Annotated in this window: 27 protein-coding genes; 15 read left to right on the top strand and 12 right to left on the bottom strand. The window is 64.3% G+C overall.

Features of this window, described 5'->3' with window-relative positions; all coding sequences use genetic code 11:
* Positions 1-124: 124 nt before the first annotated feature.
* Positions 125-1,165, bottom strand: coding sequence for an LLM class flavin-dependent oxidoreductase (locus J5M58_RS18525; protein WP_112252634.1), 1,041 nt, complete (start codon positions 1,163-1,165; stop codon positions 125-127).
* 75 nt (positions 1,166-1,240) lie between these two features.
* On the bottom strand, positions 1,241-1,726 hold the full coding sequence (locus tag J5M58_RS18520; RefSeq protein WP_112252633.1) for a flavin reductase family protein: 486 nt from the start codon (positions 1,724-1,726) through the stop codon (positions 1,241-1,243).
* 317 nt (positions 1,727-2,043) lie between these two features.
* On the opposite strand from J5M58_RS18520, the gene J5M58_RS18515 reads away from it, so the two are divergent.
* On the top strand, positions 2,044-3,450 hold the full coding sequence (locus J5M58_RS18515; protein WP_207879041.1) for a cytosine permease: 1,407 nt from the start codon (positions 2,044-2,046) through the stop codon (positions 3,448-3,450).
* Positions 3,451-3,587: 137 nt separating this feature from the next.
* On the opposite strand, the gene J5M58_RS18510 is transcribed toward J5M58_RS18515, so the two are convergent.
* A complete protein-coding gene (locus J5M58_RS18510) occupies positions 3,588-5,213 on the bottom strand; it encodes a methyl-accepting chemotaxis protein (protein ID WP_112252630.1) in 1,626 nt (541 codons plus the stop codon).
* Between the two features lie 230 nt (positions 5,214-5,443).
* Positions 5,444-6,646, bottom strand: a complete 1,203-nt coding sequence (locus J5M58_RS18505; protein WP_112252629.1) for an NAD(P)/FAD-dependent oxidoreductase — start codon at positions 6,644-6,646, stop codon at positions 5,444-5,446.
* A gap of 259 nt (positions 6,647-6,905) precedes the next feature.
* Here J5M58_RS18505 and J5M58_RS18500 point away from each other — a divergent pair, with 259 nt between their 5' ends.
* Positions 6,906-7,445: an Rrf2 family transcriptional regulator gene (locus tag J5M58_RS18500; protein WP_112252628.1), complete on the top strand. Its 540-nt coding sequence runs from the start codon at positions 6,906-6,908 to the stop codon at positions 7,443-7,445.
* Positions 7,446-7,562: 117 nt separating this feature from the next.
* Here the strand turns inward: J5M58_RS18500 and J5M58_RS18495 are convergent, their stop codons facing one another.
* Positions 7,563-8,474, bottom strand: a complete 912-nt coding sequence (locus J5M58_RS18495; RefSeq protein WP_112252627.1) for an AraC family transcriptional regulator — start codon at positions 8,472-8,474, stop codon at positions 7,563-7,565.
* Positions 8,475-8,576: 102 nt separating this feature from the next.
* Here J5M58_RS18495 and J5M58_RS18490 point away from each other — a divergent pair, with 102 nt between their 5' ends.
* The 5 genes from J5M58_RS18490 (at position 8,577) to J5M58_RS18470 (ending at position 13,066) form a co-directional block, all read left to right on the top strand.
* Complete coding sequence (locus J5M58_RS18490) at positions 8,577-9,137, top strand: carboxymuconolactone decarboxylase family protein (RefSeq protein ID WP_112252626.1); 561 nt, start codon at positions 8,577-8,579, stop codon at positions 9,135-9,137.
* 99 nt (positions 9,138-9,236) lie between these two features.
* On the top strand, positions 9,237-10,301 hold the full coding sequence (locus tag J5M58_RS18485) for an acyl-CoA dehydrogenase family protein (protein ID WP_112252625.1): 1,065 nt from the start codon (positions 9,237-9,239) through the stop codon (positions 10,299-10,301).
* A complete protein-coding gene (locus J5M58_RS18480; protein WP_054572569.1) occupies positions 10,298-11,119 on the top strand; it encodes an ABC transporter ATP-binding protein in 822 nt (273 codons plus the stop codon). Before J5M58_RS18485 ends, J5M58_RS18480 begins: the two co-directional genes overlap by 4 nt.
* Positions 11,106-12,311 carry an ABC transporter substrate-binding protein gene (locus J5M58_RS18475; protein WP_112252623.1) on the top strand — a complete coding sequence of 402 codons (1,206 nt, stop codon included), beginning with the start codon at positions 11,106-11,108 and terminating at the stop codon, positions 12,309-12,311. Before J5M58_RS18480 ends, J5M58_RS18475 begins: the two co-directional genes overlap by 14 nt.
* Positions 12,311-13,066 (top strand): ABC transporter permease, encoded by a 756-nt coding sequence (locus J5M58_RS18470; protein WP_207879039.1) that lies wholly within the window; start codon positions 12,311-12,313, stop codon positions 13,064-13,066. Before J5M58_RS18475 ends, J5M58_RS18470 begins: the two co-directional genes overlap by 1 nt.
* 93 nt (positions 13,067-13,159) lie before the next feature.
* Here the strand turns inward: J5M58_RS18470 and J5M58_RS18465 are convergent, their stop codons facing one another.
* Both J5M58_RS18465 and argC read right to left on the bottom strand, forming a co-directional pair.
* Positions 13,160-13,846 carry a GNAT family N-acetyltransferase gene (locus tag J5M58_RS18465; protein WP_112252621.1) on the bottom strand — a complete coding sequence of 229 codons (687 nt, stop codon included), beginning with the start codon at positions 13,844-13,846 and terminating at the stop codon, positions 13,160-13,162.
* A gap of 79 nt (positions 13,847-13,925) precedes the next feature.
* Positions 13,926-14,867, bottom strand: a complete 942-nt coding sequence (argC, locus tag J5M58_RS18460; protein WP_013973018.1) for an N-acetyl-gamma-glutamyl-phosphate reductase — start codon at positions 14,865-14,867, stop codon at positions 13,926-13,928.
* A gap of 108 nt (positions 14,868-14,975) precedes the next feature.
* Here argC and J5M58_RS18455 point away from each other — a divergent pair, with 108 nt between their 5' ends.
* A complete protein-coding gene (locus J5M58_RS18455) occupies positions 14,976-15,857 on the top strand; it encodes a LysR family transcriptional regulator (RefSeq protein WP_207879037.1) in 882 nt (293 codons plus the stop codon).
* A gap of 122 nt (positions 15,858-15,979) precedes the next feature.
* Here J5M58_RS18455 and J5M58_RS18450 read toward each other — a convergent pair whose 3' ends face one another.
* Together J5M58_RS18450 and J5M58_RS18445 are read right to left on the bottom strand one after the other, a co-directional pair.
* Positions 15,980-16,186 (bottom strand): 4-oxalocrotonate tautomerase family protein, encoded by a 207-nt coding sequence (locus J5M58_RS18450; RefSeq protein ID WP_063913650.1) that lies wholly within the window; start codon positions 16,184-16,186, stop codon positions 15,980-15,982.
* An 18-nt stretch (positions 16,187-16,204) separates the two neighbouring features.
* Positions 16,205-16,939, bottom strand: a complete 735-nt coding sequence (locus J5M58_RS18445) for an SDR family NAD(P)-dependent oxidoreductase (protein WP_207879035.1) — start codon at positions 16,937-16,939, stop codon at positions 16,205-16,207.
* A gap of 124 nt (positions 16,940-17,063) precedes the next feature.
* Here J5M58_RS18445 and J5M58_RS18440 point away from each other — a divergent pair, with 124 nt between their 5' ends.
* A complete protein-coding gene (locus J5M58_RS18440; RefSeq protein ID WP_207879033.1) occupies positions 17,064-17,984 on the top strand; it encodes a LysR family transcriptional regulator in 921 nt (306 codons plus the stop codon).
* Between the two features lie 94 nt (positions 17,985-18,078).
* Positions 18,079-18,351 (top strand): hypothetical protein, encoded by a 273-nt coding sequence (locus J5M58_RS18435; RefSeq protein ID WP_196178189.1) that lies wholly within the window; start codon positions 18,079-18,081, stop codon positions 18,349-18,351.
* 120 nt (positions 18,352-18,471) lie between these two features.
* Here J5M58_RS18435 and J5M58_RS18430 read toward each other — a convergent pair whose 3' ends face one another.
* Entirely contained in the window at positions 18,472-19,122 is a 651-nt protein-coding gene (locus J5M58_RS18430) for a TIGR04211 family SH3 domain-containing protein (protein ID WP_112252617.1), read from the bottom strand.
* Between the two features lie 203 nt (positions 19,123-19,325).
* Between J5M58_RS18430 and J5M58_RS18425 the strand changes: the two genes are divergently transcribed.
* On the top strand, positions 19,326-19,805 hold the full coding sequence (locus tag J5M58_RS18425; RefSeq protein WP_112252616.1) for a VOC family protein: 480 nt from the start codon (positions 19,326-19,328) through the stop codon (positions 19,803-19,805).
* A 114-nt stretch (positions 19,806-19,919) separates the two neighbouring features.
* Here the strand turns inward: J5M58_RS18425 and J5M58_RS18420 are convergent, their stop codons facing one another.
* Complete coding sequence (locus J5M58_RS18420; protein WP_112252615.1) at positions 19,920-21,668, bottom strand: BCCT family transporter; 1,749 nt, start codon at positions 21,666-21,668, stop codon at positions 19,920-19,922.
* A gap of 315 nt (positions 21,669-21,983) precedes the next feature.
* Here J5M58_RS18420 and J5M58_RS18415 point away from each other — a divergent pair, with 315 nt between their 5' ends.
* The 4 genes from J5M58_RS18415 to J5M58_RS18400 all read left to right on the top strand — a co-directional run bounded on the left by J5M58_RS18415 (position 21,984) and on the right by J5M58_RS18400 (position 24,155).
* Positions 21,984-22,301, top strand: a complete 318-nt coding sequence (locus J5M58_RS18415; RefSeq protein ID WP_112252614.1) for a hypothetical protein — start codon at positions 21,984-21,986, stop codon at positions 22,299-22,301.
* Between the two features lie 8 nt (positions 22,302-22,309).
* Positions 22,310-22,510 carry a DUF1289 domain-containing protein gene (locus tag J5M58_RS18410; protein ID WP_112252613.1) on the top strand — a complete coding sequence of 67 codons (201 nt, stop codon included), beginning with the start codon at positions 22,310-22,312 and terminating at the stop codon, positions 22,508-22,510.
* 49 nt (positions 22,511-22,559) lie between these two features.
* The gene (locus tag J5M58_RS18405) at positions 22,560-23,201 is read left to right on the top strand and encodes a LysE family translocator (RefSeq protein ID WP_112252612.1); all 642 of its coding nucleotides are present in this window, start codon (positions 22,560-22,562) and stop codon (positions 23,199-23,201) included.
* 165 nt (positions 23,202-23,366) lie between these two features.
* Positions 23,367-24,155 (top strand): ABC transporter substrate-binding protein, encoded by a 789-nt coding sequence (locus J5M58_RS18400; RefSeq protein WP_112252611.1) that lies wholly within the window; start codon positions 23,367-23,369, stop codon positions 24,153-24,155.
* A 133-nt stretch (positions 24,156-24,288) separates the two neighbouring features.
* On the opposite strand, the gene J5M58_RS18395 is transcribed toward J5M58_RS18400, so the two are convergent.
* Positions 24,289-25,308: an XdhC family protein gene (locus J5M58_RS18395; protein WP_207879031.1), complete on the bottom strand. Its 1,020-nt coding sequence runs from the start codon at positions 25,306-25,308 to the stop codon at positions 24,289-24,291.
* Positions 25,309-25,451: the final 143 nt, after the last annotated feature.

The following is a 25,451-nucleotide window of genomic DNA, read 5'->3' as shown; positions in this document are numbered from 1 at the left end:
AGCGGGTTTACCCGCGAAGAGGCCGGTACAGGCAACGGATCAATACTCAAAAAAAAGCCCGCTCACGCGGGCCACAGGGCCCACGGGAGCGGGCGTGTCCCGCAATGCTTCAGGTAATGGGAAATCAGGCGAACGCCGGCACCACTTCCTTGATGAACAGCTCCAGCGATTTCTTCTTCTCGGCGTGGGGCAGGCTGTTGTCGCACCAGAAGCTGAACTCGTCGACGCCGAGTTCCTGGTAGTACCTGATACGCGCGATGATCTCTTCCGGCGTGCCGATCATGGTGTTCTTGCGGATGTTCTCCAGCTCGAACGCCGGCACTTCGGCGAACTTCGATTCCGGGCTTGGCTCGAGGAAGCCGTTGACCGGGGTGGTCTTGTTGCCGAACCAGGCATCGAAGGTGCGGTAGAAGCGCGAGATGGCCTGGGCGCCGACTTTCCAGCCTTCCGGCTCAGCCGGGCTGTGCACGTGGGTGTGGCGCAGCACCATCAGTTGTGGGCGCGGCACGCCCGGGTTGTTGTCCAGGGCGGCCTGGAACTTGTTCTTCAGGTCCAGCACTTCCTCGTCACCCTTCATCAGCGGGGTGACCATGACGTTGCAGCCATTGGCCACGGCGAAGTTGTGCGAGTCCGGGTCGCGGGCGGCGATCCACATCGGTGGGGTGGCGTTGAATGGCTTCGGCACGCTGGTGGAGGTCGGGAACTTGTAGACTTCGCCGTCATGGGCGTAGTCGCCTTCCCACAGCTTGCGCACCACCGGCACCATTTCGCGCAGGGCCTTGCCGCCGTCGGTGGCCGGCATGCCACCAGCCATGCGGTCGAATTCGAACTGGTAGGCGCCACGGGCCAGGCCCACTTCCATGCGGCCGTTGCTGATCACATCGAGCAGGGCGCATTCGCCCGCCACACGGATCGGGTTCCAGAACGGCGCGATGATGGTGCCGGCGCCCAGGCGGATCTTGTCGGTGCGCGCAGCCAGGTAGGCCAGCAGCGGCATCGGGCTTGGTGAGATGGTGTATTCCATGGCGTGGTGTTCGCCGATCCACACGGTGCTGAAACCGCCGTTCTCGGCCATCAGGGTCAGTTCGGTCAGGTCTTCGAACAGCTGGCGGTGGCTGACCTGTTCATCCCAACGTTCCATGTGCACGAACAACGAAAATTTCATGGGGCTTTCCTCAACGCTTGAAAGGGGCTGGCGCCTGGCAGGGTTGGCGCCAGCGGTCTCGATTCAGAACAGGCTTCAGGCAAAGGCCGGCAGGCTGGCCATTTTGCCGCGGCAATACACCATCGGCCGTGGCGCCTCTGCAGGGACGATCAGGTTGTGCACCTTGCCGACCATGATGGCGTGATCGCCACCTTCATACTCGCGCCACAGTTCGCATTCGATGACCGCGGTGGCACCGGCCAGGATCGGGTTGCCCAGTTCGCTCAGGGACCACTCGATACCGCTGGCCTTGTCCTTGCCCTTCTTGGCGAACGCGTAGGCTTCGGCCTGCTGTTCACCGGACAACAGATGAATGGCGAAGCGCTTCTGCCTGATCAGCACGGGGTAGGAGTCGGAGGTGTAGTTGGGGCAGAACAGCACCAGCGGCGGGTCCATCGACAGGGACGAGAAGGCGCTGGCGGTCAGGCCGACGACCGAGCCGTCGTCGTCCTGGGTAGTGATGACGGTAACGCCGGACGGGAAGGAGCCCAGAACCTGCTTGTAGATGGTTGCGTCGATCATCTGGTGTACCTCTATAGGGCTGCGGTGGTCCGCGGTTTTTATCGTTGATGTGTCTGATGGTATACCGTAATACCTATTTTGCAAGCGGAATTTTCAAGCAAGGGTATTGCGCGATGAACGGCTCAAGCCCACGTATGCCGTGGGTTTGAGCGGTGTGGCGGTTTGCCGCAGGGCTTGCGCGAGCGGATCAGTGGCCGTTTTTTCCTACGGATCAGTGTTGTCAAAAGTTTGGAATACCATAATATGGTCCGCAGCTGAGAGGCCGCCTAGATGCGGTTTCCTTACAAAGATAAAAACGACCTTTCGAGCTGAATCCTATGTCCCAACCGTCGTCGCAACACCAGTTTGTCGAGAATCACACGGTCGATTACGTTCCACCTGCCGAGCGCCACGGGAAGGCGCGCGACCTGTTCACCCTCTGGTTCAGTACCAACATCGCGCCACTGCCCATCGTCACCGGCGCCATGGTGGTCCAGGTGTTCCACCTGAACCTGTTGTGGGGCTTGGTCGCCATCGTGCTGGGCCATCTGGTCGGGGGCGTGGTCATTGCCCTTGCCTCTGCGCAGGGACCGCAGCTGGGCATTCCGCAGATGGTGCAGAGCCGCGGCCAGTTCGGCCGCTACGGTGCCTTGCTGATCGTGTTCTTCACCGCGCTGATCTATGTCGGCTTCTTCATTTCCAATATTGTCCTGGCGGGCAAGACCATTCACGGCATTGCCCCGAGCGTGCCGATGCCGGGCGCGATCGTGATCGGTGCGCTGAGTGCCACCGCCATCGGCGTGATCGGCTACCGTTTCATCCACATCCTCAACCGCATCGGTACCTGGGTGATGGGTTCGGCGCTGCTGGCCGGCTTCATCATGATGTTCGCCCAGGAACTGCCGGCCGACTTCTTCAGCCGTGGCGCGTTCAACCTGTCGGGCTTCATCGCCACCGTGTCGCTGGGCACCATCTGGCAGATCAGCTTCTCGCCGTACACCTCCGACTACTCGCGCTACCTGCCGCGTGAAGTGGGCATTGCCAAGCCGTTCTGGGCCACCTACTTCGGCGCTACCCTGGGCACCATCCTGTGCTTCAGCTTTGGTGCGGTGGCGGTGCTGTGCGTGCCGGAAGGTACCGATGCGATGGATGCGGTAAAGCAGGCCACCGGCTGGCTGGGCCCGATCCTGATGGTGCTGTTCCTGCTCAACATCATCAGCCACAACGCGCTCAACCTGTATGGTGCGGTGCTGTCGATCGTGACCGCGATCCAGACCTTCATTGCCGAGTGGACACCGAGCATCAAGGTGCGGGTGGTGCTGGCTGGGGTGATTCTGGTGGGCTGCGGCATGGTGGCGCTGAATGCATCGGCGGACTTCATCGGCCAGTTCATCGGTTTGATCCTGGCGCTGCTGCTGGTGCTGGTGCCATGGGCGTCGATCAACCTGATCGACTTCTACCTGATCAAGAAGGGCCAGTACGACATCGCCTCGATCTTCAGGGCCGACGGCGGCATCTATGGCCGCTTCAACCACCACGCGATCATTGCCTATGCCTGCGGCATCCTGGTGCAGCTGCCGTTTGCCAATACGTCGCTGTATGTGGGGCCGTACTCCAATATCGTCGAAGGGGCTGACCTTTCGTGGCTGTTCGGCCTGCTGGTGACGGTGCCGCTGTATTACTGCCTGGCGACCCGGGGCAAGGCTGCCGAGAAGGCGGGGCGGGTCGTGAGTGTGAATGACTGATAGAGCGTTGTTGCTGTAACCGGGGCTGCGTTGCAGCCCATTCGCAGCACAAGGCTGCTCCTGCAAGGGAATCACGATGCATGTAGGAGCAGCCTTGTGCTGCGAATGGGCCGCAACGCGGCCCCGGCTATTTCAGCTCAAACCTTGAACTGCGCCACCAGGCCATTCAGGTCCACCGCCAACCGCGACAGATCCTGCGCCGCCGCACTGGTCTGGTTGGCCCCCGCCGAGGTCTGCATCGCCAGGTCGCGGATGTTCACCAGGTTGCGGTCCACCTCCCGCGCCACCTGCGCCTGTTCCTCCGAGGCGCTGGCAATCACCAGGTTGCGCTGGTTGATCGAGGCTATCGCCTCGGCAATCACCTCCAGCGCCTGACCGGCGCCTTGCGCCACCTCGAGCGTGCCGCTGGCGCGGCCCTGGCTGCTGTGCATCGCCGTCACCGCCCGCTCGGTACCGTTCTGGATACCGGCAATCATCTGCTCGATCTCTGCGGTCGACTGCTGGGTGCGGTGGGCGAGGGCGCGTACCTCATCGGCAACCACCGCAAAGCCACGGCCCGCCTCGCCGGCGCGGGCCGCTTCGATGGCGGCATTCAGCGCCAGCAGGTTGGTCTGCCCGGCAATCGCGCCAATCACGTCCAGCACACGGCTGATCTCGTTGGCATTGTTGGCCAGCTGTTCGATCTCGGCCGAGGTGCCGGTCACGTCAGCCACCAGATGCTGGATGGAAGCCAGCGCCTGGTTGACCCGGTCGCGGCCATCACGGGTGGTCTGGTCGGCACCCTTCGAGGCGTCGGCGGTGCTCACGGCGTTGTTCGCCACTTCCTCGACCGCCGCAGTCATCTGGTTGACCGCGGTGGCCGCCTGGTCGATCTCCGCGCTTTGCTGGTGCAGACCGCGGCTGGTGTCTTCGGTGACGGTGTGCAGTTCCTCCGAAGCCGAGGCCAACTGGTCGGACGAGGCGGCGATCTGGCGGATGGTGTCGCGCAGGCTGCCCTGCATGCGGCCCAGGGCGCGCAGCAGCAAGGCAGGCTCGTCGCGGCCGACTACACGGATGTCCTGGGTCAGGTCGCCGGTCGCCACGCGTTCGGCCACGCTCACTGCATCGGCCAGCGGCACGACGATGCTGTGGGTGAGCACGGTGGCAAGGGCGACCAGCGCCAGCATGATCACCAGCAGCGAGACAATGATCGCGATGAACGCCTCGTCAGCCACGTCGCTGCTGCGCTGCGAGGCTTGTTCGGCACCTTTGCCGTTGTAGGCGATCAGCGCCGCCATGGCTTGCATCATGCTGTCGGCGCGCTGGCTCAGAGGGCCGGTGATCTGCTGCTTTGCGTCTTCCATGCGGCCAGCAGCAATGTCCTGCAGCACGCGTGTCTGCAGTTCGAGGTATTGCTGGTGCGCGCTATCGAAGGTGTCGAACAGGGCGCGGTCATCGGCGGCGGTGATGGTGCCTTGGTATGCCTTCAGGCCATCCTTCATCTTGGCATTGGTATCGTCGAGCAGCTGCAGGTTGCGGTTGCGTTCGCTGGGGTTGTTGTCCAGTGCGGTACGCAGGGTGAGGGCGCGGGAGCGGCCAAGATTGCTGCTGATCTCGCTCAGTGCCACCACGGCGGGCATCCAGTTGACCCGGATTTCGTCCGTGGCCTTGTCCATCTGCCGGGTTTCGTAAAGTGCGGCAAGGCCCATGAACAGGACCAGGATGCCCAACAGGGCGAACACGCAGGCAGCGCGAATGCCGATCTTCAAATTCCTTGATTGCATGACATGCTCCTTGATGGTGGCGTGCAGGCCTCAGGAGCTTGGGCGGATGGCCGGGTCACCGGAAGTGGCGCCAGGCTCTGGAAGCGCTGCGGATTCAGTTGTGTGCCTCACCTCTTGATTTCTTTTTGTCTTGAATGATGCCATATGGCCATCATTCTCGAAAGGTCATTTCATGTCATGACACTAATTGACAAAACCGCCATCAGGCGGCGGTTTTGTCAGGTTTATGGTCAAGCGATCGCGATCAGCGGGTCGGCAGCGGCCAGTGCCAGGGCGCGATCGGCCGCTGGCGGGTAGATCCATACCGAGTTGATCTGGCGCTTGAGGTCTTTGCCTTCCTGGCCATGCAGTTTCAGTTCGCGTTCCCAACCCTCGCTGTAGGCCGCGCCCCATTCGCCCAGGTCCAGGCAAGTGACGTACTTGGGCTGGCGGTACAACACCGGCTGCAGGCCGAGCAGGTCAGCCGCTGCGTTGTTGCCGGAGTGGCGGCCCATGGGGATGGCGTGCTGGCAGGTCATCAGGGCGTGGTTGCCCAGCTCGTCCACAGCGGCCCAGGCGGTGTCGCCCGTGGCGTACACATGGTCCTGGCCCAGCACCTTCAGGTGGTCGTCCACTTTCAGCCGGCCGAAGTTGTCACGCTCGCCGGCAACCTGTGCAGTCAACGGGCTGGCCTTGACGCCAACGGTCCAGATCACGGTGTTGCTGGCGATATGGTCGCCGTTGTCCAAGGTAACGCCACCGGCATCGACGGCCACCACCGAAGCCCCGGCCTTCCACTCGACCCCGGCCTGTTTGCAGGCGGCGATGATCGACGGCGTGATACCCGCGCCCAGCGCCGCGCCAACGTGCGCACCGCGGTCGACCACCACCACCCGCAATGCTGCACTGGCGCCAAGGATGGCACGCAGGCGGGCAGGCATTTCCGTGGCCGTTTCAATACCTGTGAAGCCACCACCGCAAACCACCACAGTGTTGCGTGCGGGCGAAGCGGGCAGGGCGGCCAGGCCGACCAGGTGCTGTTCCAGGCGCATGGCCGATTCCATCTGGTCGACATCGAATGCATGTTCGGCCAGGCCAGGCACTGCCGGGCGTGCGACCTGGCTGCCAGCGGCGAGGATCAGGCGGTCGTAGGCGATCTGTTGGCGGTGCCCCTGGGCGTCGGTGTAGCTGACGCTGCGCCCTTCGGTATCGATGCTGTCGGCGTTGCCCGGAATGAAATGAATGCCCACGGCTTCGAACAGCTCGCCCAGCGGGGCCTTCATGCCGTGCACGTCGGCCTCGTAGAAGCGTGGGCGGATACGCAGTTCAGGCTGCGGAGCAAGGACGCTGATGCTGATGTCGGCACGCTGGGCCTGATCGAGCAGGCGCGCAGCGCTCAGGGCGCTCCATACACCGGCAAAGCCGGCACCGATGATGAGGATGTTCGAGTTCATGAAGGTGCTCCGCAAGGTTCGAAAGGGGGCTTCGAGGGCGGGTTGTGTGCCTCTCGAGTAACTACGACTGTATTGATCGTAGTTTGTGCCTGCAAGTCTTTTTTTCAGAAGGGCGACACTTCGCACCGCCATTTCCTGGCCGGAACAGCCGTATTTACTGGAATAAATGGATGAAAGCGGCCGGCCGTCGGCAGCTGCGCACTTTGCGGAGCAGGTACTACAGGCGTATCATTTGCGACAAGATTGGTCGGAGATAGATATGTCGCTCTACAGTGCTGGCGTCGAATACGGTATCCATTGCCTGCTGTTCCTGGTGGACGAGCGGGGCGACTCGCGCGAGTCCAGCGTGCGCGACCTGGCCGAGTTGCAGGGGGTGCCCCAGGAGTACCTGGCCAAGGTCTTCACCAAGCTGGCCCGTGCCGGGCTGGTGGCTGCCACCGAGGGCGTGCGCGGTGGCTTCCGGCTGGCGCGGCCGTCGGATGAAATCACCGTGCTGGATATCGTCAATGCCATCGACGGGCCGAAGAAGATCTTCGACTGCCGCGAAATTCGCGAACGTTGCAGCCTGTTCGAGGGTTCGCCGCCGGCTTGGGCGACCGAGGGCATGTGCGCGATCCATGCGGTGATGCTGGGAGCGCAAAAGCGCATGGAAGAGGCCCTGGCGCAGCAGACCATCCTTGACTTGGCGCGGCGGTTCGGGCGCAAGGCGCCGGCCGAGTTCGGGCAGAAGGTCAATGCGTGGATGGGTGAGCGGCGGGAGGGTAAAGGGGCAGGAGATATTCCGCTCACCGAGGTCTGAATTGTCGCCCGCGCTGGCCTCTTCGCGGGTAAACCCGCTCCCACAGGTACCCCACAAGTTTCAGAGATTGTGATACCCCTGTGGGAGCGGGTTCACCCGCGAAGAGGCCAGTGCAGGCTAACGCCCTTCATGCTGCCGCCGATACGCCCCCGGCTGCACCCCCACCGCCTTGGCAAACGCCCGGGTAAACGCCGCCACCGACTGATACCCCACCTGCGCCCCCACCTGCTCCACGGTATGCCCCGCCCGCAGCAACTGGCTGGCATGGCGCATGCGCAACGCCAGCAGTACTTGCCCAGGCGACTGTCCGGCCAGTTCGTTGAAACGCTTGAAAAACGCCGACCGCGACAACCCCGTGCAGGCGGCCATGCTTTCCAGCGTCCACGCATGCCCCGGTTGCTCGATCAACTGCTCCAGCAACCCGGCAAACGCCGGTTGCCGGGCGAGGGCGACCAGCCCGCCCAATGGCTGCTCGGCATGCACCTGTTGGCGTAGCACATACAGGAACAACAAGTGCGTCAGCCGCTCCAGCAACGTCTGTGACGGCCCGGCGGCGCGCCGGCATTCCTCCAGAATGAGCTCGAACAACGCCCGCGCTGCATGGCCGGCCGGTTCATCGGCGCGTAGCAATATCCAGTCGGCCAGGCCGTCGACGATCAGCGCCGACAAGCCCGGCCTGAAGTGGAAGAAACCACATACCAGCCCCACGCCATCGACCGCGTCGACGTCCATGGCCTGCATCTGCTGGCGCGGCTGGGTGCAGGCACTGGCCGGGTCCTGGTCGCTGGCCAGGCGATAGCCGAGGTCGCGCAACAGGAACACCGCATCGCCGGCCTCCAGGCGCAGTGCCTCGGGCTGGCCGTCGATGTGCAGCCAGCAATGCCCTTGCACCACCAGGTGGAAGCTGGCCCTGCCCATGCCTTCGGTGCTGGCGTGCCAGCCGCCGCAGTAGCGGCCTACATGGAACAGGCTGGCATCGAGCTCCAGGCCCTCTAATAACCAATCGACAAGGTGGCTGGATGAAATCATCTAATGCAAAGACTCTAGAGCAAGGAAAGGCGACTGATGAATATGGAGGGTAGTTCTTATAACCAACAGACTGTAGTGACACCCATCAAAGGAGACTACTCCATGTCCGCGCGCATTACTTTACACACGCTGCAAAGCGCCCCGGAAGCGGCCCGCCCGTTCCTCGAGAACGCGCAGAAGAATTCCGGCTTCATCCCCAACCTGCTGGGCGTGCTGGCCAATGCCCCGGCGGCGCTGGAAACCTACGTGACCGTTTCGGCACTCAACGGCAAATCCGAACTGAGCCTGGCCGAGCGTGAAGTGGTGCAGCTGATTGCCGCCACCCAGCATGGCTGCGACTTCTGCGTGGCCGGCCACACGGCCGTGGCCCTGAACAAGGCCAAGCTGCCGCAGGAGGTGGTCGATGCCCTGCGTGCCCGTGGCGAGCTGCCCGATGCCCGTTATGAAGCCCTGGCCGCGTTCGCCCGCGAAGTCATCGCCACCCGTGGCAATGTCAGCGAGGACACTTACCAGGCCTTCCGCGCCGCCGGCTTCAGTGAAGGCAACGCCCTGGAGGTGATTCTGGGCGTAAGCCTCGCAACCCTGTGCAACTTTGCTAATGTGTTCGCCCAGACGCCGCTCAATGACGAGCTCGGCAAGTACCGCTGGCAGCCATCTGCATAGACCCTGTTTGCTAGCGGCCATGATGCGGTCGTTGTAGGAGCGGCCTTGTGCCGCGAACGGGCCGCACAGCGGCCCCGGCGTCCCAAAAGGAGCAAGACCATGCAAGATTGTGCATTTCGACACTGGCTGGATGCCAATGCCGAGGCCATTGACCGGGGCCACTGCGAGCCGCAGCTGGTACTGGCGCAAATCGCCGAATCGCAGCTGCTGCGCGTCGGTGTCGACCCGGCCCTGGGCGGCACGGGCGGGCAAGTGACCAACGCGGTCGAGGCCATCGCCGCAATCGCCAGCCGCTCGCTGGCAGCGGCGTTCGTCTGCTGGGGCCAGCGCGCCTTCATCGAATACCTGCTGCACAGCCCCAACCAGCCCCTGCGCGAGCACCTGTTGCCGCGCCTGCTGACTGGCGAACTGGCCGGCGCCACCGGGCTGTCCAACGCCATGAAGTTCCTGTCCGGCATCGAAGCGTTGCAGGTGCGCGGCCGCCCGGCAGCCGATGGCTGGCAGCTGGAAGGGCGCCTGCACTGGGTGACCAACCTGCGCAAAAGCGGCTTCGTGGTGGCTGCGGCTATCGAAGACGAAGCCGGTGGAGCACCGTTCGTGCTGGCCATTCCATCCGACGCGCAGGGCCTGGAGCGTTCCGACGACCTGCAACTGATGGGCCTGCAGTCGAGCAACACCGCGGCACTGGCCTTCCACCAGGTGCAATTGCAGCGCGGCTGGTTGCTGCACGAAAATGCCCGCGAGTTCCTGCCTCGGGTACGCCCGGCTTTCCTGGCGCTGCAGTGCGGCATGGCCATTGGCCTGGCGCGGCGGGCACTGGCGGAAGTGCAGGCACACCTGCATGGCCGTGCATCCTTCCTCGACGAAGCACGCCAGGTGCTCGGCGAGCGCCTGGAAAACACCGTGAGCGAGCTCAAGCAGGGCCTGCTCGATGGCCGCTTCCAGCAGCAGCCGGCAGCCTTGTTCAAGCTGCGCATCACCCTGGCCGAAAGCGCTGCCGACGCCGTACAGCTAGAGTTGCAGGCCAGTGGTGGCAAGGCTTACCTCAGCGAGTACGGTGAAGGCTTTGCCCGCCGCTGGCGCGAGTCGGCCTTCGTGCCGATCGTCACGCCCAGCCTGGTGCAACTGCGCGCCGAACTGCAACGCCAGGCGGGCGCGGCATGAGCCCAGTGTTGCTCGAAGCCCGCGACATCAGCCTGGGCTACCCGCGCGAGGGTGGCTGGCAGGCGGTGCTGGCGCAGTTCGACCTGCAACTGGCCCCCGGCGAAGTGGTGACCATCCTCGGCCCCAGCGGGGTCGGCAAGTCCAGCCTGCTGCGGGTTCTGGCCGGCCTGCAGCAGCCCCGCGGTGGCAGCGTGACCCTGCACGGCCAACCGCTGCAAGGCCCGCACCCACGCCTGGCGGTGGCCTTCCAGGACCCCAGCCTGTTGCCGTGGTTGAACCTGGAAAAGAACGTCGCCTTCGGCCTGGACTTTGCCCGCCAGCCAAAACTTGCCGCCGCCGAACGGCGCGCGCGCATCGACCATGCGATTGCCGCCGTGGGCCTGGCCCATGCCCGCGGCCAGTACCCGGCGCAGTTGTCTGGCGGCATGGCCCAGCGCACCGCGCTGGCCCGCTGCCTGGCCCGCCAGCCCGAAGTGCTGTTGCTCGACGAGCCGTTCGGCGCGCTGGATGAAGTGACCCGGGCCGACATGCAGCAACTGCTGCTGCAACTTATCGCCACCCACAACACGGCGGCGGTGCTGATCACCCACGATATCGACGAAGCCCTGCTGCTCTCCGACCGGGTACTGCTACTGGGCAACCACCCAGCGCACACCCTCGGCCAGTGGCACATCGACCTGCCGCAACCACGGACGCAGCGGGTCGAGGAGCTGGGCGCCTTGCGCATCGAAATACTCAAAACCCTTCGGCGGGCAAGCCGCACAGTCGAACCTACTCCAACCCCATTGCCCTCGGAGGCTGTCCATGTGCATGGATGACTGCTGTTCCTCTTCTTCGCGTCGCGATTTCCTCAAGCTCGGCGCCATGCTCACGGCTGCCGGTGCACTGCCGTTGCTGTCGAGCCTGCAGGCCCGTGCCGCCGCCGAGCCCGACGCGCCAGTGCGTATCGGCTATCTGCCAATCACTGACGCCACGCCGCTGCTGGTCGCGCACAACAACGGCCTGTTCGAGGCCGAGGGCATCAAGGTCGAGCGCCCGGTGCTGCTGCGCAGCTGGGCCCAGGTGATCGAGGCGTTCATCTCTGGCCAGGTCAATGTCATTCACCTGCTGTCGCCGATGACCGTATGGGCCCGTTACGGCAGCAAGGTGCCGGCCAAGGTGGTGGCCTGGAACCATGTGGGCGGTTCAGGCCTGACCGTGGCCCCGGATATCAACGACATGAAGCAGCTGGGCGGCAAGACCGTGGCCATCCCGTTCTGGTACTCGATCCACAACGTCGTGCTGCAACAGATGCTCAACGACAACGGCCTGACCCCGGTGTCGAAGCCGGCCAATGCGCCACTGGCCGGCAACGAAGTCAACCTGTTGGTATTGCCGCCATCCGACATGCCGCCGGCGCTGGCCAGCAAGCGCATCGCCGGCTATATCGTCGCCGAGCCATTCAACGCCCTGGCCGAGAACCTCAAGGTCGGCCGGGTGCAGCGCTTTACCGGCGATGTGTGGCGCAACCACGCCTGCTGTGTGGTGTTCATGCACGAGCACGACCTTAACAACCGCCCGGAGTGGTCGCAGAAGGTAGTCAACGCCATCGTCAAGGCCCAGCACTGGACCCGTGACCACCGCGCCGAGGCCGCTGCATTGTTGTCCAAAGCCGGCCCCAACAAGTACACCCCGCATGAACCAGCAGTGCTTGGCAAAGTGCTGGCCCCGGCCGCGGAGGACCGTGCCGGTTACATTGCCAGCGGCGCCATTCGCCACCAGCAGTGGGACGAAAAGCGCATCGATTTCCAGCCTTACCCGTTCCCCAGCTACACCGAAGAACTGGTCAAGCGCCTGAAAACCACCCTGATCGAGGGCGATAACGCGTTCCTGGCCGGCCTGGACCCGGCACATACCGCCCGCGATCTGGTCGACGACCGCTTCGTGCGCAACGCCATCGCCAGCGTTGGCGGGCCGTCGGTGTTCGGCATCGCCGATAACTTCGAGCGTAGCGAGGAGTTCGCGGTCTGATGCGCACGCATGTCGTTCATGCCGGCCTGGGGCTGGCCGGGTTGCTGGGTTTGTTGCTGTTGTGGTGGGCCGGTGTCGCGCTGTTCGGCCAGGCCGATGGCTTGTCGGCACGCTTTTCGCCAGCAGCGACCCTGGCCAGCCTGATCGAGTTGCTTGGGCAGGGCGAGGTGTACGGGCATATCTGGGTCAGCCTCAAGCGTATCCTGGTCGGGCTGCTGCTGGCGCTGCTGATCGGCGTGCCACTGGGCTTGCTGGTGGGCAGCTACCGGCACCTGGAGGCGGCGACCACGCCGGCGTTCCAGTTCCTGCGCATGATCTCGCCGCTGTCGTGGATGCCGGTGGTGGTGATGCTGATGGGCGTGGGGGACCAGCCTGTCTACTTCCTGCTGGCATTTGCTGCGTTGTGGCCGATCTTGCTGAACACGGCGGCCGGGGTAAGGCAGCTGGACCCGCGCTGGTTGCAGTTGAGCCGCAGTTTGAGCGCCACGCGCTGGGAAACCTTGTGCAAGGTGATCGTGCCCGGGGTGATCGGCCATGTGCTGACCGGCGTGCGCCTGGCCATCGGTATACTGTGGATCGTGCTGGTGCCGTGCGAAATGCTCGGGGTCAGTGCTGGGCTGGGGTACTTCATTCTCGATACCCGCGACCGGCTGGCGTATTCCGAGCTGATGGCGATGGTGCTGTTGATCGGGGTGCTGGGGTTCGTGCTGGATGCCCTGGCGCGTGGGCTGCATCGGCGTTGGGTGCATGGCTGACGGGCCGTTGCGGCTTCTTCGCGGGTAAACCCGCTCCCACAGGGATATCACCGGGCCTGTGGGAGCGGGTTTACCCGCGAAGAAGTCCTTGGATCAATGCACGGTCTTGCGCTGCCGTACACACTCCTGCGCCTGAGCGGTCAGTTCGTCCAGCCGCTCATCCCGCATCTGTTCCGCTTCGATCATCGCATCCTCACCCTGCTGGTTGAGCAGGTAGGTATGGATCTGCATCACTTCCGCCGTCTGGTAGATCGGCGCAATATCCAGTCGCCCGATCAGCGCGCCGCTAGCCTGGCCGGTACTGCTCATCAGTACCTGCGGCCCGTTGGCGGCCACCACCTGCATGCCCATCGCTTCGAACCACGGTACCTGGCCGGCGAAGGCATTCAGCTCGACGCAGGCATGGCGTGCCTGCAGGTCGCCCAGCAGGGCGCGGGCGATGCCCTGGCGACGATGGCTGGCGCGCACGGCCAGGAATGCCAGGGCGCACGCCTGTTCATCGTCCTCGGCCGGCAATGACAGCGCAAAACCCAGCAACTGGTCTGGCGCCTCGGCGTCCAGCGCCAGGGTCAGCGCCACGGCCAGGCCGCGGGTGCCGTCCAGCGCTTGCAGGTACTGGTGCACCTCCATGCCGACGCCGTACTGGTACAGCGGGTACAGCGGGTTGTCGGCGCTGATTGCGACGCTGCTCAGTTCGCCAACGTGGTGGATCACCAGTTCGCGGATCTGGTTCTGGAAAGATTCAGGCGGCACGCTGTCGAGGCGGCTCAGGATGAACATCGGGGGGTGGGCTCCGGCGGGTAGATGGACGGCCCGCGCCATGCGGGCGCGGGCTGTACAGTCTAACCGGTTTTGTCGGTCAGCCTTGTACCTGCAATGCACCGAGCATCAGGTCGAGGTTCTGCACCGCCGCACCGGAAGCACCTTTGCCGAGGTTGTCGAACACTGCGGTCAGCAGCACCTGGCCATGCTCAGGGTTGGCGTAAAGCGCCAGGCGCAGGTCGTTGCTGTCGTTCAACGCCTCGGGGTCGAGGTTCGGCGCTGCGCCGTGCTGGTGCAGGGGCATCAACTGGACATGGCGGGCACCCTGGTAGTGCTGCTGCAGACAGGCCTGCAGCTGTTCGGCACTGACCTGGCCGGGCAGCAGGCGCAACTGCAGCGGGATGCTCAGCACGATGCCCTGGCGGTAGGCACCGTAGCCGGGCATGAACATCGGCCGCGCCGACAGCCCGGCGTGCTGCTGGATCTCCGGCACATGCTTGTGCGCCAGCTCCAGGCCGTACAGTTGCAGGGCCGGGGTTTTGCCGGCGGCGGGCTGTTCATGCCGTTCGACTGCGGCGCGGCCACCACCGGAATAGCCGGAGATGGCGTGGATGTTCAGCGGGTAATCCGCTGGCAACAGGCCGGCCTTGACCAGTGGGCGCAACAGGGCGATGGCGCCGGTAGGGTAGCAGCCGGGGTTGCTGACGCGCTTGCTGTGCGCGATGCGCTCGGCTTGTTGCTCGTCGAGCTCCGGCAGGCCATAGACCCAGCCTGGGCTGGTGCGGTGCGCGGAGCTTGCGTCGATCACCCGCACCTGCGGGTTATGGATCGCCGCCACGGCCTCGCGGGCGGCATCGTCGGGCAGGCACAGCAGGGCGATGTCGGCGCTGTTGATTGCCTCGCGGCGCCGTTGCGGGTCTTTGCGTTCGGCTTCGGGCAGGGTCAGCAGGCGCAGGTCGCTACGGCCTTGCAGGCGGGCATGAATCTGCAGGCCGGTGGTGCCTTGGTCACCGTCGATGAAGACAACAGGGGTGTGCATGGTCAAAGTCCGGTCGGGGAGGGATGGCCTATGTTCGCTTTTGGCTTTGGTAAAGAAAATTTGAATATGATGATCGACATGTTCATCTTTTCTGAATGAGTTTGGCCCATGCGCGAAATCAGCCTCGACCGCCTCCGCACCCTGGTGGCCATCTCCGACCTGGGCTCCTTTGCCGAAGCCGCTCGCCAGCTGAACCTGGCACCGCCCACCATCAGCCTGCACGTGGCCGAGCTGGAGGCGCGCATCGGCGCCCCGTTGCTTACCCGCACTCGCGGCCAGGTGCGGCCCACGGCCATCGGCGAAACCCTGCTGGCACGTGCCCGCCGCCTGCTGGCTGACGCCGACCTGGCGTTGGATGAAGTGCGCCGGCAGGTCGAGGGCCTGACCGGCCGGGTACGCCTGGGCGCTTCCACCGGTGCCATCGCGCACCTGCTGCCGCAGGCGCTGGAGCACCTGCGTACGGTGCACCCAGGGATCGATGTGCAGGTACAGGTGCTGACCTCCCAGGCTTCGTTGGCGCGCCTGCGCGAGGGCACGCTGGATATCGGCCTGGTGGCCTTGCCACAGGTGGCCGGCAAAGGGCTTGCGGTTACGCCCTGGCGGCGCGACCCGATCCTGGCCTACGTGCCGGCCGACTGGCAGCCGCCGGCCAGGGTCACGCCGGCCTGGCTGGCGCAGCGGGCGTTGATCCTCAACGACAGCAGCACCCAGCTTTCGCGGGTGACCGGTGAGTGGTTCGCGGCCGCGGGCTTGTACCCCGAGCCGCGAATCGAGCTGAACTACAACGATGCGATCAAGAGCCTGGTCGGGGCCGGGTATGGGGCGACGCTGCTGCCGCAGGAGGGGGAGGCGGCCGAGCTGGACCGGCGCATTGCCCGCCGGCCGTTGCGGCCGGGGTTGTGGCGGCAATTGGGTATTGCTTGCCGGGAAGGGCAGATGGAGCGGGCCACGGGGTATGTGTTGCAGGCGTTGGAGCGGTTGCGCCAGTAGGGGGCTGCTGTGCAGCCCATCGCCGGCAAGCCAGCTCCCACAGGGACCCCACAATGTTCAGGCCTGTGGTGATCCTGTGGGAGCTGGCTTGCCGGCGATTGGGCCGCAAAGCGGCCCCTGGGTCACCCCCGCTCTCGCGCCCGCACCGCAGTCACTGTCTCCCCGCCAACCCCCCAGTTATCGGTCGGCACCTCCTCGATCACCACAAAGGTACTGGCCGGCGGCTTGCCCAGCACCTGCTGAAGCATGTGGGTCGTCTGTTCGATCAGCTGGCGCTTGTGCTCAGCGCTCACGCCTTCATCGGTCACGCGAATATGGACATAGGGCATGGTTGCTCGCTCCTCGGTTCAATGCCAGATGCCAGCGGTGCTACCGCCATCCACCGGCAGGATCACGCCGCTGACGAAGCGTGAGTCGGCCAGGTACAACACTGCATCCACAACATCCTGTGGCAAGCCGGTGCGGCCACTGGGCGACAGCGCGCCCATGCCTTGGGTGTTGCCACCATGCAGCGGTGTATCGATGATCCCCGGCGCCACGGCATTCACCTGCACGCCGCTGGCTGCAAGTTCCAGGGCCAGTCCTTTCACCGCCTGGTTCAGGCCACCCTTGACCAGTACCGGCAGCAGGGCCGGCACGCGGGTGTCCGGTTGCAAGGCGATGGAGGCGGTGATGGCGATGATCTGCCCATGCCCTTGCCTGGTCATGATCCGCGCGGCCTCCTGGGCCGGGTAGAAGAAACCCTTGAGGTTGGTGCCGACCAGGGCGTCGACATCCGCTTCGCTGTAGTCGGCAAATGGCTTGGCAATGAAGATGCCGGCGTTATTGATCAGCAGGTCGACCCCGCCAAAGGCTTGCCCGGCGCTGGCGAACAGGCGCTGCGCCGTGCCCGGTTCGGCGATGTCGCCAGCCACGCCGATGAAGCGCGATGGGTTGCCGAGGCGGGCGGCGGCTTGCTCAAGGCGGGCCTGGCTGCGGGCATTGCCGACCACGTTGTCGCCGCGTTCGAGGAAGGCCTCGGCCAGGGCGAAACCCAGGCCGCTCGAGGCCCCGGTAATGATGACGGTGCGTGGCGTGTTCATGTGCATGATCTCCAGTGAAGTGAGCCATGGGCTCGGTGTGAAGCCACTGTAGGTTGCAATCAGTACTTGAAAAATGGGGCGCGGGGCATTTCAATCGATACATCATGTAATCAATCAGGCCGTCATGACCCGCCATTTCGATGATCTGCAACTGGGCAGCCTGGAGCTGTTCTGCCTGGCCGCCGACAGCGGCAGCTTCACTGCTGCGGCCACGGAGGCCGGTGTTACGCCGGCGGCGGTCAGCCGCAGCGTGGCGCGCCTGGAAGAGCGCCTGGGCGTGCGCCTGTTCGTCCGCACCACCCGGCAGATGCGCCTGTCCGCAGCCGGCCAGGCCTATTACCAGCAATGCCGGCAGGCACTGGGGCAGCTGGTGGAGGCCGAGCGCCAGGTCACCGGCGGGCAAGTCGAGCCGAGTGGTCGGCTGCGCATCAGTGCACCCACACCCTATGCCCACCACCGGCTGTTGCCGCTGCTGCCGCGGTTTCGCCAGCGCTACCCAAAGGTGCAGGTGGATGTGCATGTCAGCAACCGCAACGTCGACTTTGCCGAGGAACCATTCGACCTGGCCATTCGTGGCCGCGAGCCGGCCGATTCACGGTTGGTGGCGCGTCGCCTGGAAGATGCCGAACTGGTGGTGGTGGCTACGCCGGGCTACCTGGCCCGTGCCGGCACGCCACGAACACCACACGACTTGCTGCAACATGAGTGCATCCAGTTCGAACTGCCCAGCAGTGGCCGCCACCCACCATGGAGCTTTCGCCAGCAGGGCCGGCAGGTGGAGATCGAAACCCAGGGTGGGTTCACCTGCCTGGGCGACTTCCTCGCCACCGCCACGCTGGTGCGCCATGGCGGCGGGCTGATGCAGGCTTACCGCTTTACCGTGCAGGATGCACTGGCCAGTGGCGAACTGGTGGAAGTGCTCGCCGAATTTGGCGGCACTTCGCGGCCGTTCATGCTGATCTACCCCCAGGCTCGGCACATGCCGCTGCGGGTGCGGGTGTTCATCGATTTTCTGTTAGCCGAGGGAGCATGGTCCCCGGGTTGAGGCGAGGCGCCGGGGCGTATGGCCGACTATGCTGTTTGCTGCGTCGAGCCAATGTCATCTCGACGACCCTTCAGGTTTTCCAGGAGAACGCTCCATGAAATCCACGAAATGCATACCTTTGCTGGTGATTGCCTCGGTCCTCAGTTTTGCCGCACACGCAGACCCGGCGAGCAACTGTGCGGCCAAGATCAAGGAACTTGAGGATTTCGACAAGGCCAGTGGCCAGGCAATGCATGGCGGCATGGCCCATGACTTCAAAGTCCACCTGCAAAATGCCAAGGATGCTCAGGCCAAGGGTGATATGACTCAGTGTCAGGCCTCGGCGGACCTGGCCAAGACCATTTACAACAAAGCACGTAGCAGGTAAGCCCTTACTGGCCCCTTCGCGGGTAAACCCGCTCCCACAGCATCTCCATCAGGCTCAAGGCCAGCGCGGTACCTGTGGGAGCGGGCAAGCCCGCGAAGAGGCCAGTACAGGAAAGCCCAGTCAGAACCAGCGATCGTTTTTCCGGCGCCCACGGGTCAGCGCCGGCAGGATCAGCCCCGCCAGCAAGCCCGCGCCGGCAATGCTGCCGCCATACACCATGTAGCGCATCATCACCTGCTTGTTCTCGTCCCCCAGGCGCGCCTGGGTATCGCGCAGCTGCGACTGGCTCTGGTCAAGCTGCTCATTCAGCGCCTTGTTGCGTGCTTCCAGTTCGTCTATCAGCTTCTTGCGTGAATCGAGGGTTTCCTGCATGCCCTGCACGCGGTTCTTCCAGCTGTCGTCGATGTTCTTCAGCTGCCCGGTCAGGTCCGCGACCTGGGCATCTAACTGCGGCAGGCGTTCGCTCTGGCCTGGCACCGACTGCAGGTCGTTGCTGAGAATCCATACCAAATCGCCGTTCTGCCCGCGCACCTGGCTGTAGTTGCCCTGGGTGCCGATCAGGGTCAGCTTCTGCCCGGACTTGAGCGTACCGACAATGCGGTGGCCATCGGTGGGGCCGCTGCGCACATAGGTGCTCAGGCTATCGCTGACCCAGCGTGCATCGCTGGCAGGCTCTTCGGCGTGCACCGGCGCGGCAAGGGTCACCAGGCTGGCGATCAGGCCGCCGCGCAGGGCAGTGAGGGCGGAAGCAGTTAGGCGGGAATCGGGCATGTTGGGTCTTCGCTGAAACAGGACAAAAGTAGGCCCGGTGACTGGGCCGATGAACCGGTCGGTGGGTTGACCGTCAGCGAAAGACCGTTTTTTGGTAAGCGGGTTCACTACCTGGTGTCGGAAATGTCTGCAGGATGTTGCAGCGACCCATCCGGCAACTCGGGCTAGACTCATAGGCTCACACTCTTTCATGGAGCAAGGCCATGACTGCCAGGAACACCGTCTGCCTCTGGTACGACAACGACGCCGAGGAGGCGGCGAGCTTCTACGCCAGGGTCTTTCCCGACAGCAAGGTAGTAGCCCTGCACAAGGCGCCGAGTGATTACCCGTCGGGCAGGGAGGGCGACGTGATCACGGTGGAGTTCACCGTCATGGGGATCCCCTGCGTGGGGCTCAATGGAGGTAAGGCCTTCACCCATTGTGAGGCATTTTCATTCCAGGTCAGCACCGAGGATCAGGCAGAGACCGACCGCTTGTGGGATGCCATCGTCGGTAATGGCGGCGAGGCCAGCGTCTGCGGCTGGTGCAAGGATAAATGGGGGATTTCGTGGCAGATCACCCCGCGCATCCTCATCGAAGCCATCGGCCACCCCGACCGGGCGGCGGCCAAGCGGGCGTTCGAGGCGATGATGCAGATGGGCAAGATCGATGTGGCCAGGATAGAGGCGGCGTTGAAGGGCTGACCGCGCCGCCTGCTTCGCGGGTGAACCCGTTCCCACAGGTACAGCGCAAGCTTGCGGCTCACGCTGTGCCTGCGAAGGGCTGCGCAGCAGCCCCGATCTCACAGGCTTGCCCAATCAGTTGCCGGTCACTTCAGCCTCTGCCGACGTCGGTTTGGCCGAAGCCTTCTTCTCCTGCACCACAATGTAGAACTCTTCGCCATGCTTCACCGCGCCATACAACACGGCCTTTTCGATCAGTTCGTTGCCGCGCAGGTGGCGCAGCATCATCGGGTCCTTGCGCAGGTCGCGGTACAGCGCCAGGCAAAGCAGCACCATCACCACCACGAACGGCAGGGCCACGACGATGGTCAGGTTCTGCAGGCCGGTCAGCGCCTCACCAGGATCGCGCGGGTCGCCGATTGCCAGCATGATCGCCGCCACCGTACCGGTCAGCGCACCCCAGAAGATCACCGTGCGCCGTGATGGCGTGGTAGTGCCGTGTTCGGACAGCGTGCCCATCACCAGCGAGGCCGCATCGGCACCGGAGACGAAGAAGATACCCACCAGAACCATCACCAGCACGGATGTCGCCGAGGCCAGCGGGTAGCTGTCCAGCAACTGGTACAACGCGTGGTTGCTGTTGACCGTGCCATTGGCCAGCTGGAAGGCGCCTTCGCGCAGGGCTTCGATACTCGCGCCGCCAAAGATGGTGAACCACACAAGGCTGACCAGGCTCGGTACCAGCAGCACCCCGGTAACGAACTGGCGGATGGTGCGGCCGCGGCTGATGCGGGCGATGAACATGCCCACGAACGGCGTCCAGGAAATCCACCAGGCCCAGTAGAACACGGTCCAGCCGGCCAGCCAGCTGTTCATCTGTTCACCGCCGCTGGCATTGGTGCGGGCCATCATTTCAGGCAGCATCTTGACGTAGATGCCAATCGAGGTTGGCAACAGGTTGAGCATCAGCAGGGTCGGGCCGACCATGAACACGAACACCGCCAGCACCAGCGCCAGCACCATGTTGGTGTTGGACAGCCACTGGATACCCTTGCCGATGCCCGACACCGCCGAGGTGACGAAGGCGATGGTCAGCAGGGTGATGATCGAGATGTAGAACAGTTTGCCGGGGCTTTCGATCCAGCCGTTGTATTCCAGGCCACCAGCGATCTGCAGCGCGCCCAGGCCCAGCGAGGCCGCCGAACCGAACAGCGTGGCGAAGATCGCCATCATGTCGATCAGGCGGCCGAGCGGGCCGTTGGCATGCTTGCCGATCAACGGCCGGAAGGCGGCGGAGATGAGCTGCGAACGGCCGCGGCGGAAGGTGCCATAGGCAATTACCAGACCGACGATGGCGTACATGGCCCAAGGGTGCAGGGTCCAGTGGAACAGCGTGGTGGCCATGGCCACCTGCATCGCTTCGCTGGACTGCCCGGCGGTCGTCGCTGGTGGTGGCGACACATAGTGCGACAGCGGTTCGGCAACGCCGAAGAACATCAGGCCGATGCCCATGCCGGCGCTGAACATCATCGCCACCCAGGACACCGTGCGGAATTCTGGCTGCTCGCCATCACGGCCCAGCGGGACCCGGCCGTAACGACTGGCGGCCAGCCACAGCACGAACACCACGAACAGCGAGGAAGTAAGCACGAAGAACCAGCCGAAGTTGAGTATGACCCAGGATTGCGCGCTGGAGGCTCTGCTGGCGAGGCTGGCCTGGTTGAGGAAGCCCCAGAGGACGAAAGCGATTGCCAGGAGGCTGGTGAAACCAAAGACGATCCAGTCAAGCTTGCCCTCGAAATGCCGGTCCTGGCGTGCTTCTGCGGTTTTCGAGGGGTCCGTCACGCCAAGGTCGAGCGTTTCGGTGATGTGTTCCTTTGCCATGAATGATGAGGCCCCTTTTCGGCTTACCTGCTGGTGCAGGCTTGTAGTTGTGTGGGCGACCGAGTTCGATGACTGTCTCGGCGAGGAGATTGCTGGCGCGATTATCCTGCGCACGAAACGGCGGCTCCTGTCCCGATAACGCCTCGGGGCGTCCATTACGCGACCTGCCAAATACTTTTAGTTCTGGGGGGGATGACCCTTTCTGCTTCGCGTTCTGGTACCCTGATGGGCATTCCCCGGGCCTGCACATCCGAGCACCGTAGAAGCGCTGCTGCTTGTGGACCTGGCCGTACCAGGAAACGGAGATTCGTCCAAATGGCCACTGACCGTGTGAGCCTGATTCACTTCGATAAATTGAGCATGAGCCCTGCCGCTGCCGATCGGTTCCAGAAAGCCCTCGACGCGCTGGAAGCGCTCAAGCTGCAGGACCGTTACGTGTATCTCATCGCTCCTTATCTGGGTGATATCGCTGATGCCTCCGACCGCGATCAACTGGCCACCGCCGTGGAGCAGGGCTTGCGCGTGGTCGACGAGCTGCTGGCTGCCCGATCGGTCAGCAAGGTCAAGGCCGAGGAAGTGCGCCAGGTGTTCCACAGCGCCGCCGAGCGCGCGCAGGCAGAATTGCCTGGCTGAGTGGCGGCATGGCCAAAGACATCGACAACCCCTGCGTCTCGCTGTGCCAGCTCAATAGCGAGCTGTGCGTGAGCTGCGGTCGTACCCGTGAGGAAATCCGCAAATGGCGGGGCATGAAGCGCCCCGAGAAGATGGCCACCGTGCAGCGGGCGGCAACGCGGATGAAGGCTATCGCCAAGAAGGCGGCCAAGCGGCAGAATGCCGACTGAACCTGCGCCTTTTGCGCGCGGCCTTTCCTGACTGTCTGACGAGCCTGAAATGGATTCTCACTCGCTGTTCGCTTTTACCCTGGTCGCTGCAATCGCGATCGCCAGCCCTGGCCCAGCCACACTGATGGCCATCAACAACAGCCTGGCCCATGGCCAACGCAGCGCGATCTGGTCGTCGCTGGGCAATGGCTCGGGCCTGTTCTGCCTGTCGGCAGCCGCCATGCTGGGCTTGGGGGCGCTGCTGGCCAGTTCTGAAGTACTGTTCAACGCCGTGAAGATCCTGGGGGCGGGCTACCTGTTCTACCTGGGGGCGCGGCAATTGCTGAAAAAGAGCCCGATGCTGGTGCAGGGCGCCGCAGAGGGTATGACCAAGGCCCGGCCCACGCCGCTTAAACTTTACAAGTCGGCGTTTCTCACGGCAGTGACCAACCCCAAGGCGACCATGTTCTTCACCGCACTGTTCCCGCAGTTCATCGACCAGGGGGCGGCCCTGCTGCCGCAGTTCCTGATCCTGACCGGGATATTCGTAGCATTGTCGCTGGTTTCGCTGAGCCTGTATGCCGCGCTGGCGGCACGGGCCAAGGGCGTGCTGACCCGGCCGTCGCTGTCGCGCTGGGTGAGCAGGGTGGTGGGCACGACCTTCATCGGTTTTGGCGCGGCGATCCTGGCGATGCGCCGGCAGGGGGCCTGAAGACCGAGGGGCGCTCCCCTGACCGATGAAAGGCCAACCTGATGGCCATACATGGTCCAGACTATCTGCAGCACGCACAGATGGGTGCTGCAGTCGACCACAGGATGTGGCAGCCTTTGGCCACCGCTCCGGGTCTGCGGATGTTACATGTGCCGAGGGTTGTCGATGATCGAGCGCTGCTTTCGCCACGCTTTGCTGCTGTTGTCGTGCCTGCTGCTGCCGCTGGCGGCGGTAGGGCACGAGGAATGCCGGCGGCTGACTGCCACCGGCAACCCGGAGTACCCCCCCTACCTGTGGCGCGACCCGCAAAACCCCCGGCAACTGATCGGTGCCAATGCCGACCTGCTCAAGTACCTGGGCAAGCAACTGGGGCTGGAAATCGAGGTGGTCTATGGCGGGCCTTGGTCGCGCGCCCAGGAAGAGGTGCGCACGGGCCGGATCGACCTGATGGCCGGGTATTTCCTGACCAAGGCCCGTCAGCAGCAGATGGACTTCATTGCCCCGGCATTCCTGCATACCCCAAGCGTTGTCTGGGTGCGCCAGGACAATACCTTTGCCTACCGGCAATGGGCCGACCTGAAGGGCCGCAAAGGCGGCACGCTGGTCAACAACAGCCACGGCCAGCAGTTCGACGATTACGCCCGGGCCAACCTCACCCTCGAAGCGGTACCCGGTGCCAGGCAGGCATTCGAGAAGTTGATGCACAAGCGCAGCGATTACGTGGTGTACGAACAGTATCCCGGCTTGGCGCTGACGCGCACCTTGGGGATTGCAGACACAGTACAGGTGCTGGAGCCACCGATATCCAGCGAAGGGCTGTACCTGGCGCTGTCGCATGACTCGCCCTGTAACCAGCCGAAGCTGCGTGAGGCGCTGGCGAGGGAGATGGAAAAGATCGTTGCCGGGGCGTTGCCGGAGCAGCTGTTGCAGCAAAACCTGGAGCGGTGGCAATAAATTGCAGCCTGGTATGCGGTCCCTTGTAGGAGCGGCCTTGTGTCGCGATGGGGCGCGCAGCGGCCCCGGCTATATCTGCGGCGAAGCTGAAAACAGGGGCCGCTTCGCGCCCCATCGCGACACAAGGCCGCTCCTACAGGGGCTGCACCAGCTGCTTGGCTTCCTTGGCCTGGGTCACGCTGACCGCGCCGGGCAGGCTGACATTGTTCTTCGCCGCAAGGATCTCGGCCATGACGCTGACGGCAATTTCGGCTGGGGTCTTGCTACCGATATAAATGCCGATCGGGCCGTGCAGGCGCTGCAACGACGCTTCGCTTTCACCAAAGTGTTCGATCAGCCGCTCGCGGCGCAGCTGGCTGTTGCGCCGTGAGCCGATGGCACCGATATAGAACGCCGGGCTGTGCAGGGCTTCGAGCAGGGCCAGGTCGTCCAGCTTGGGGTCGTGGCTGACAGCGACGATGGCGCTGCGCAGGTCCGGGGCGAAGGCGCGGACCACGTCGTCCGGCATGCCGGCCAGGTGGTTGACGCCGGCAACGTTCCAGCCTGCCGTGTACTCGGGGCGCGGGTCGCACAGTGAAACGCTGAAGCCATTGAACAGGGCCATGGTCGCCAGGTATTCGGCGAGCGCGCCGGCACCGATCAGCAGCAGGCGGTAGCCGGGGCCCAGGGTACTGAGCATGTGCCGGCCATCGAAGCTGAACAGTTCGGGCGTGTTGGTGGCGGTGAGGCTGGCTTTGCCGCTGCCCAGGTCGAGCCCACGGCGTACCAGGTTGCCGCCGTCGAGGCCGGCGAGCAGTTGCTCGAGATGTGGCAGCGACGGGGCGAATTCCAATACCAGTTCGAGGGTGCCGCCGCAGGGCAGGCCGAAGCGGTGGGCCTCGTCGGCACTGACGCCATAGCGCACCACCTGGGGCAGCCCGCCGGGCATGCCGGGGCCGCCGTAGGCGCTGGTGTAGCGGTGAATGAGGTCGTCCTCGATGCAGCCGCCAGAGACACTGCCGACCACACGGCCATCGCTGCGCAGAGCCATCATCGAGCCAACCGGGCGAGGGGAGGAACCCCAGGTGCGGGCGACCGTGGCGAGCAGGGTGCAGTGGCCGGCGGCGAGCCAGTCTCGGGTGGTGCGCAGGACCAGCAGGTCGATGCTTTCCATGGGGACTCCATTAAACCTGATGTTCAAGGGGGGTGTGTGCCGGCCTCTTCGCGGGTGAACCCGCTCCCACAGGTACTGCACAGGTCTTAGGAGCGGTGCAAATCCTGTGGGAGCGGGTTCACCCGCGAAGAGGCCGGCACAGC

Source organism: Pseudomonas sp. 32_A, assembly GCF_017490905.1.
GTDB lineage: Bacteria > Pseudomonadota > Gammaproteobacteria > Pseudomonadales > Pseudomonadaceae > Aquipseudomonas > Aquipseudomonas inefficax.
Note: the sequence above shows the minus strand (reverse complement) of the source record. Positions and strands in the feature narration are given on the sequence as shown.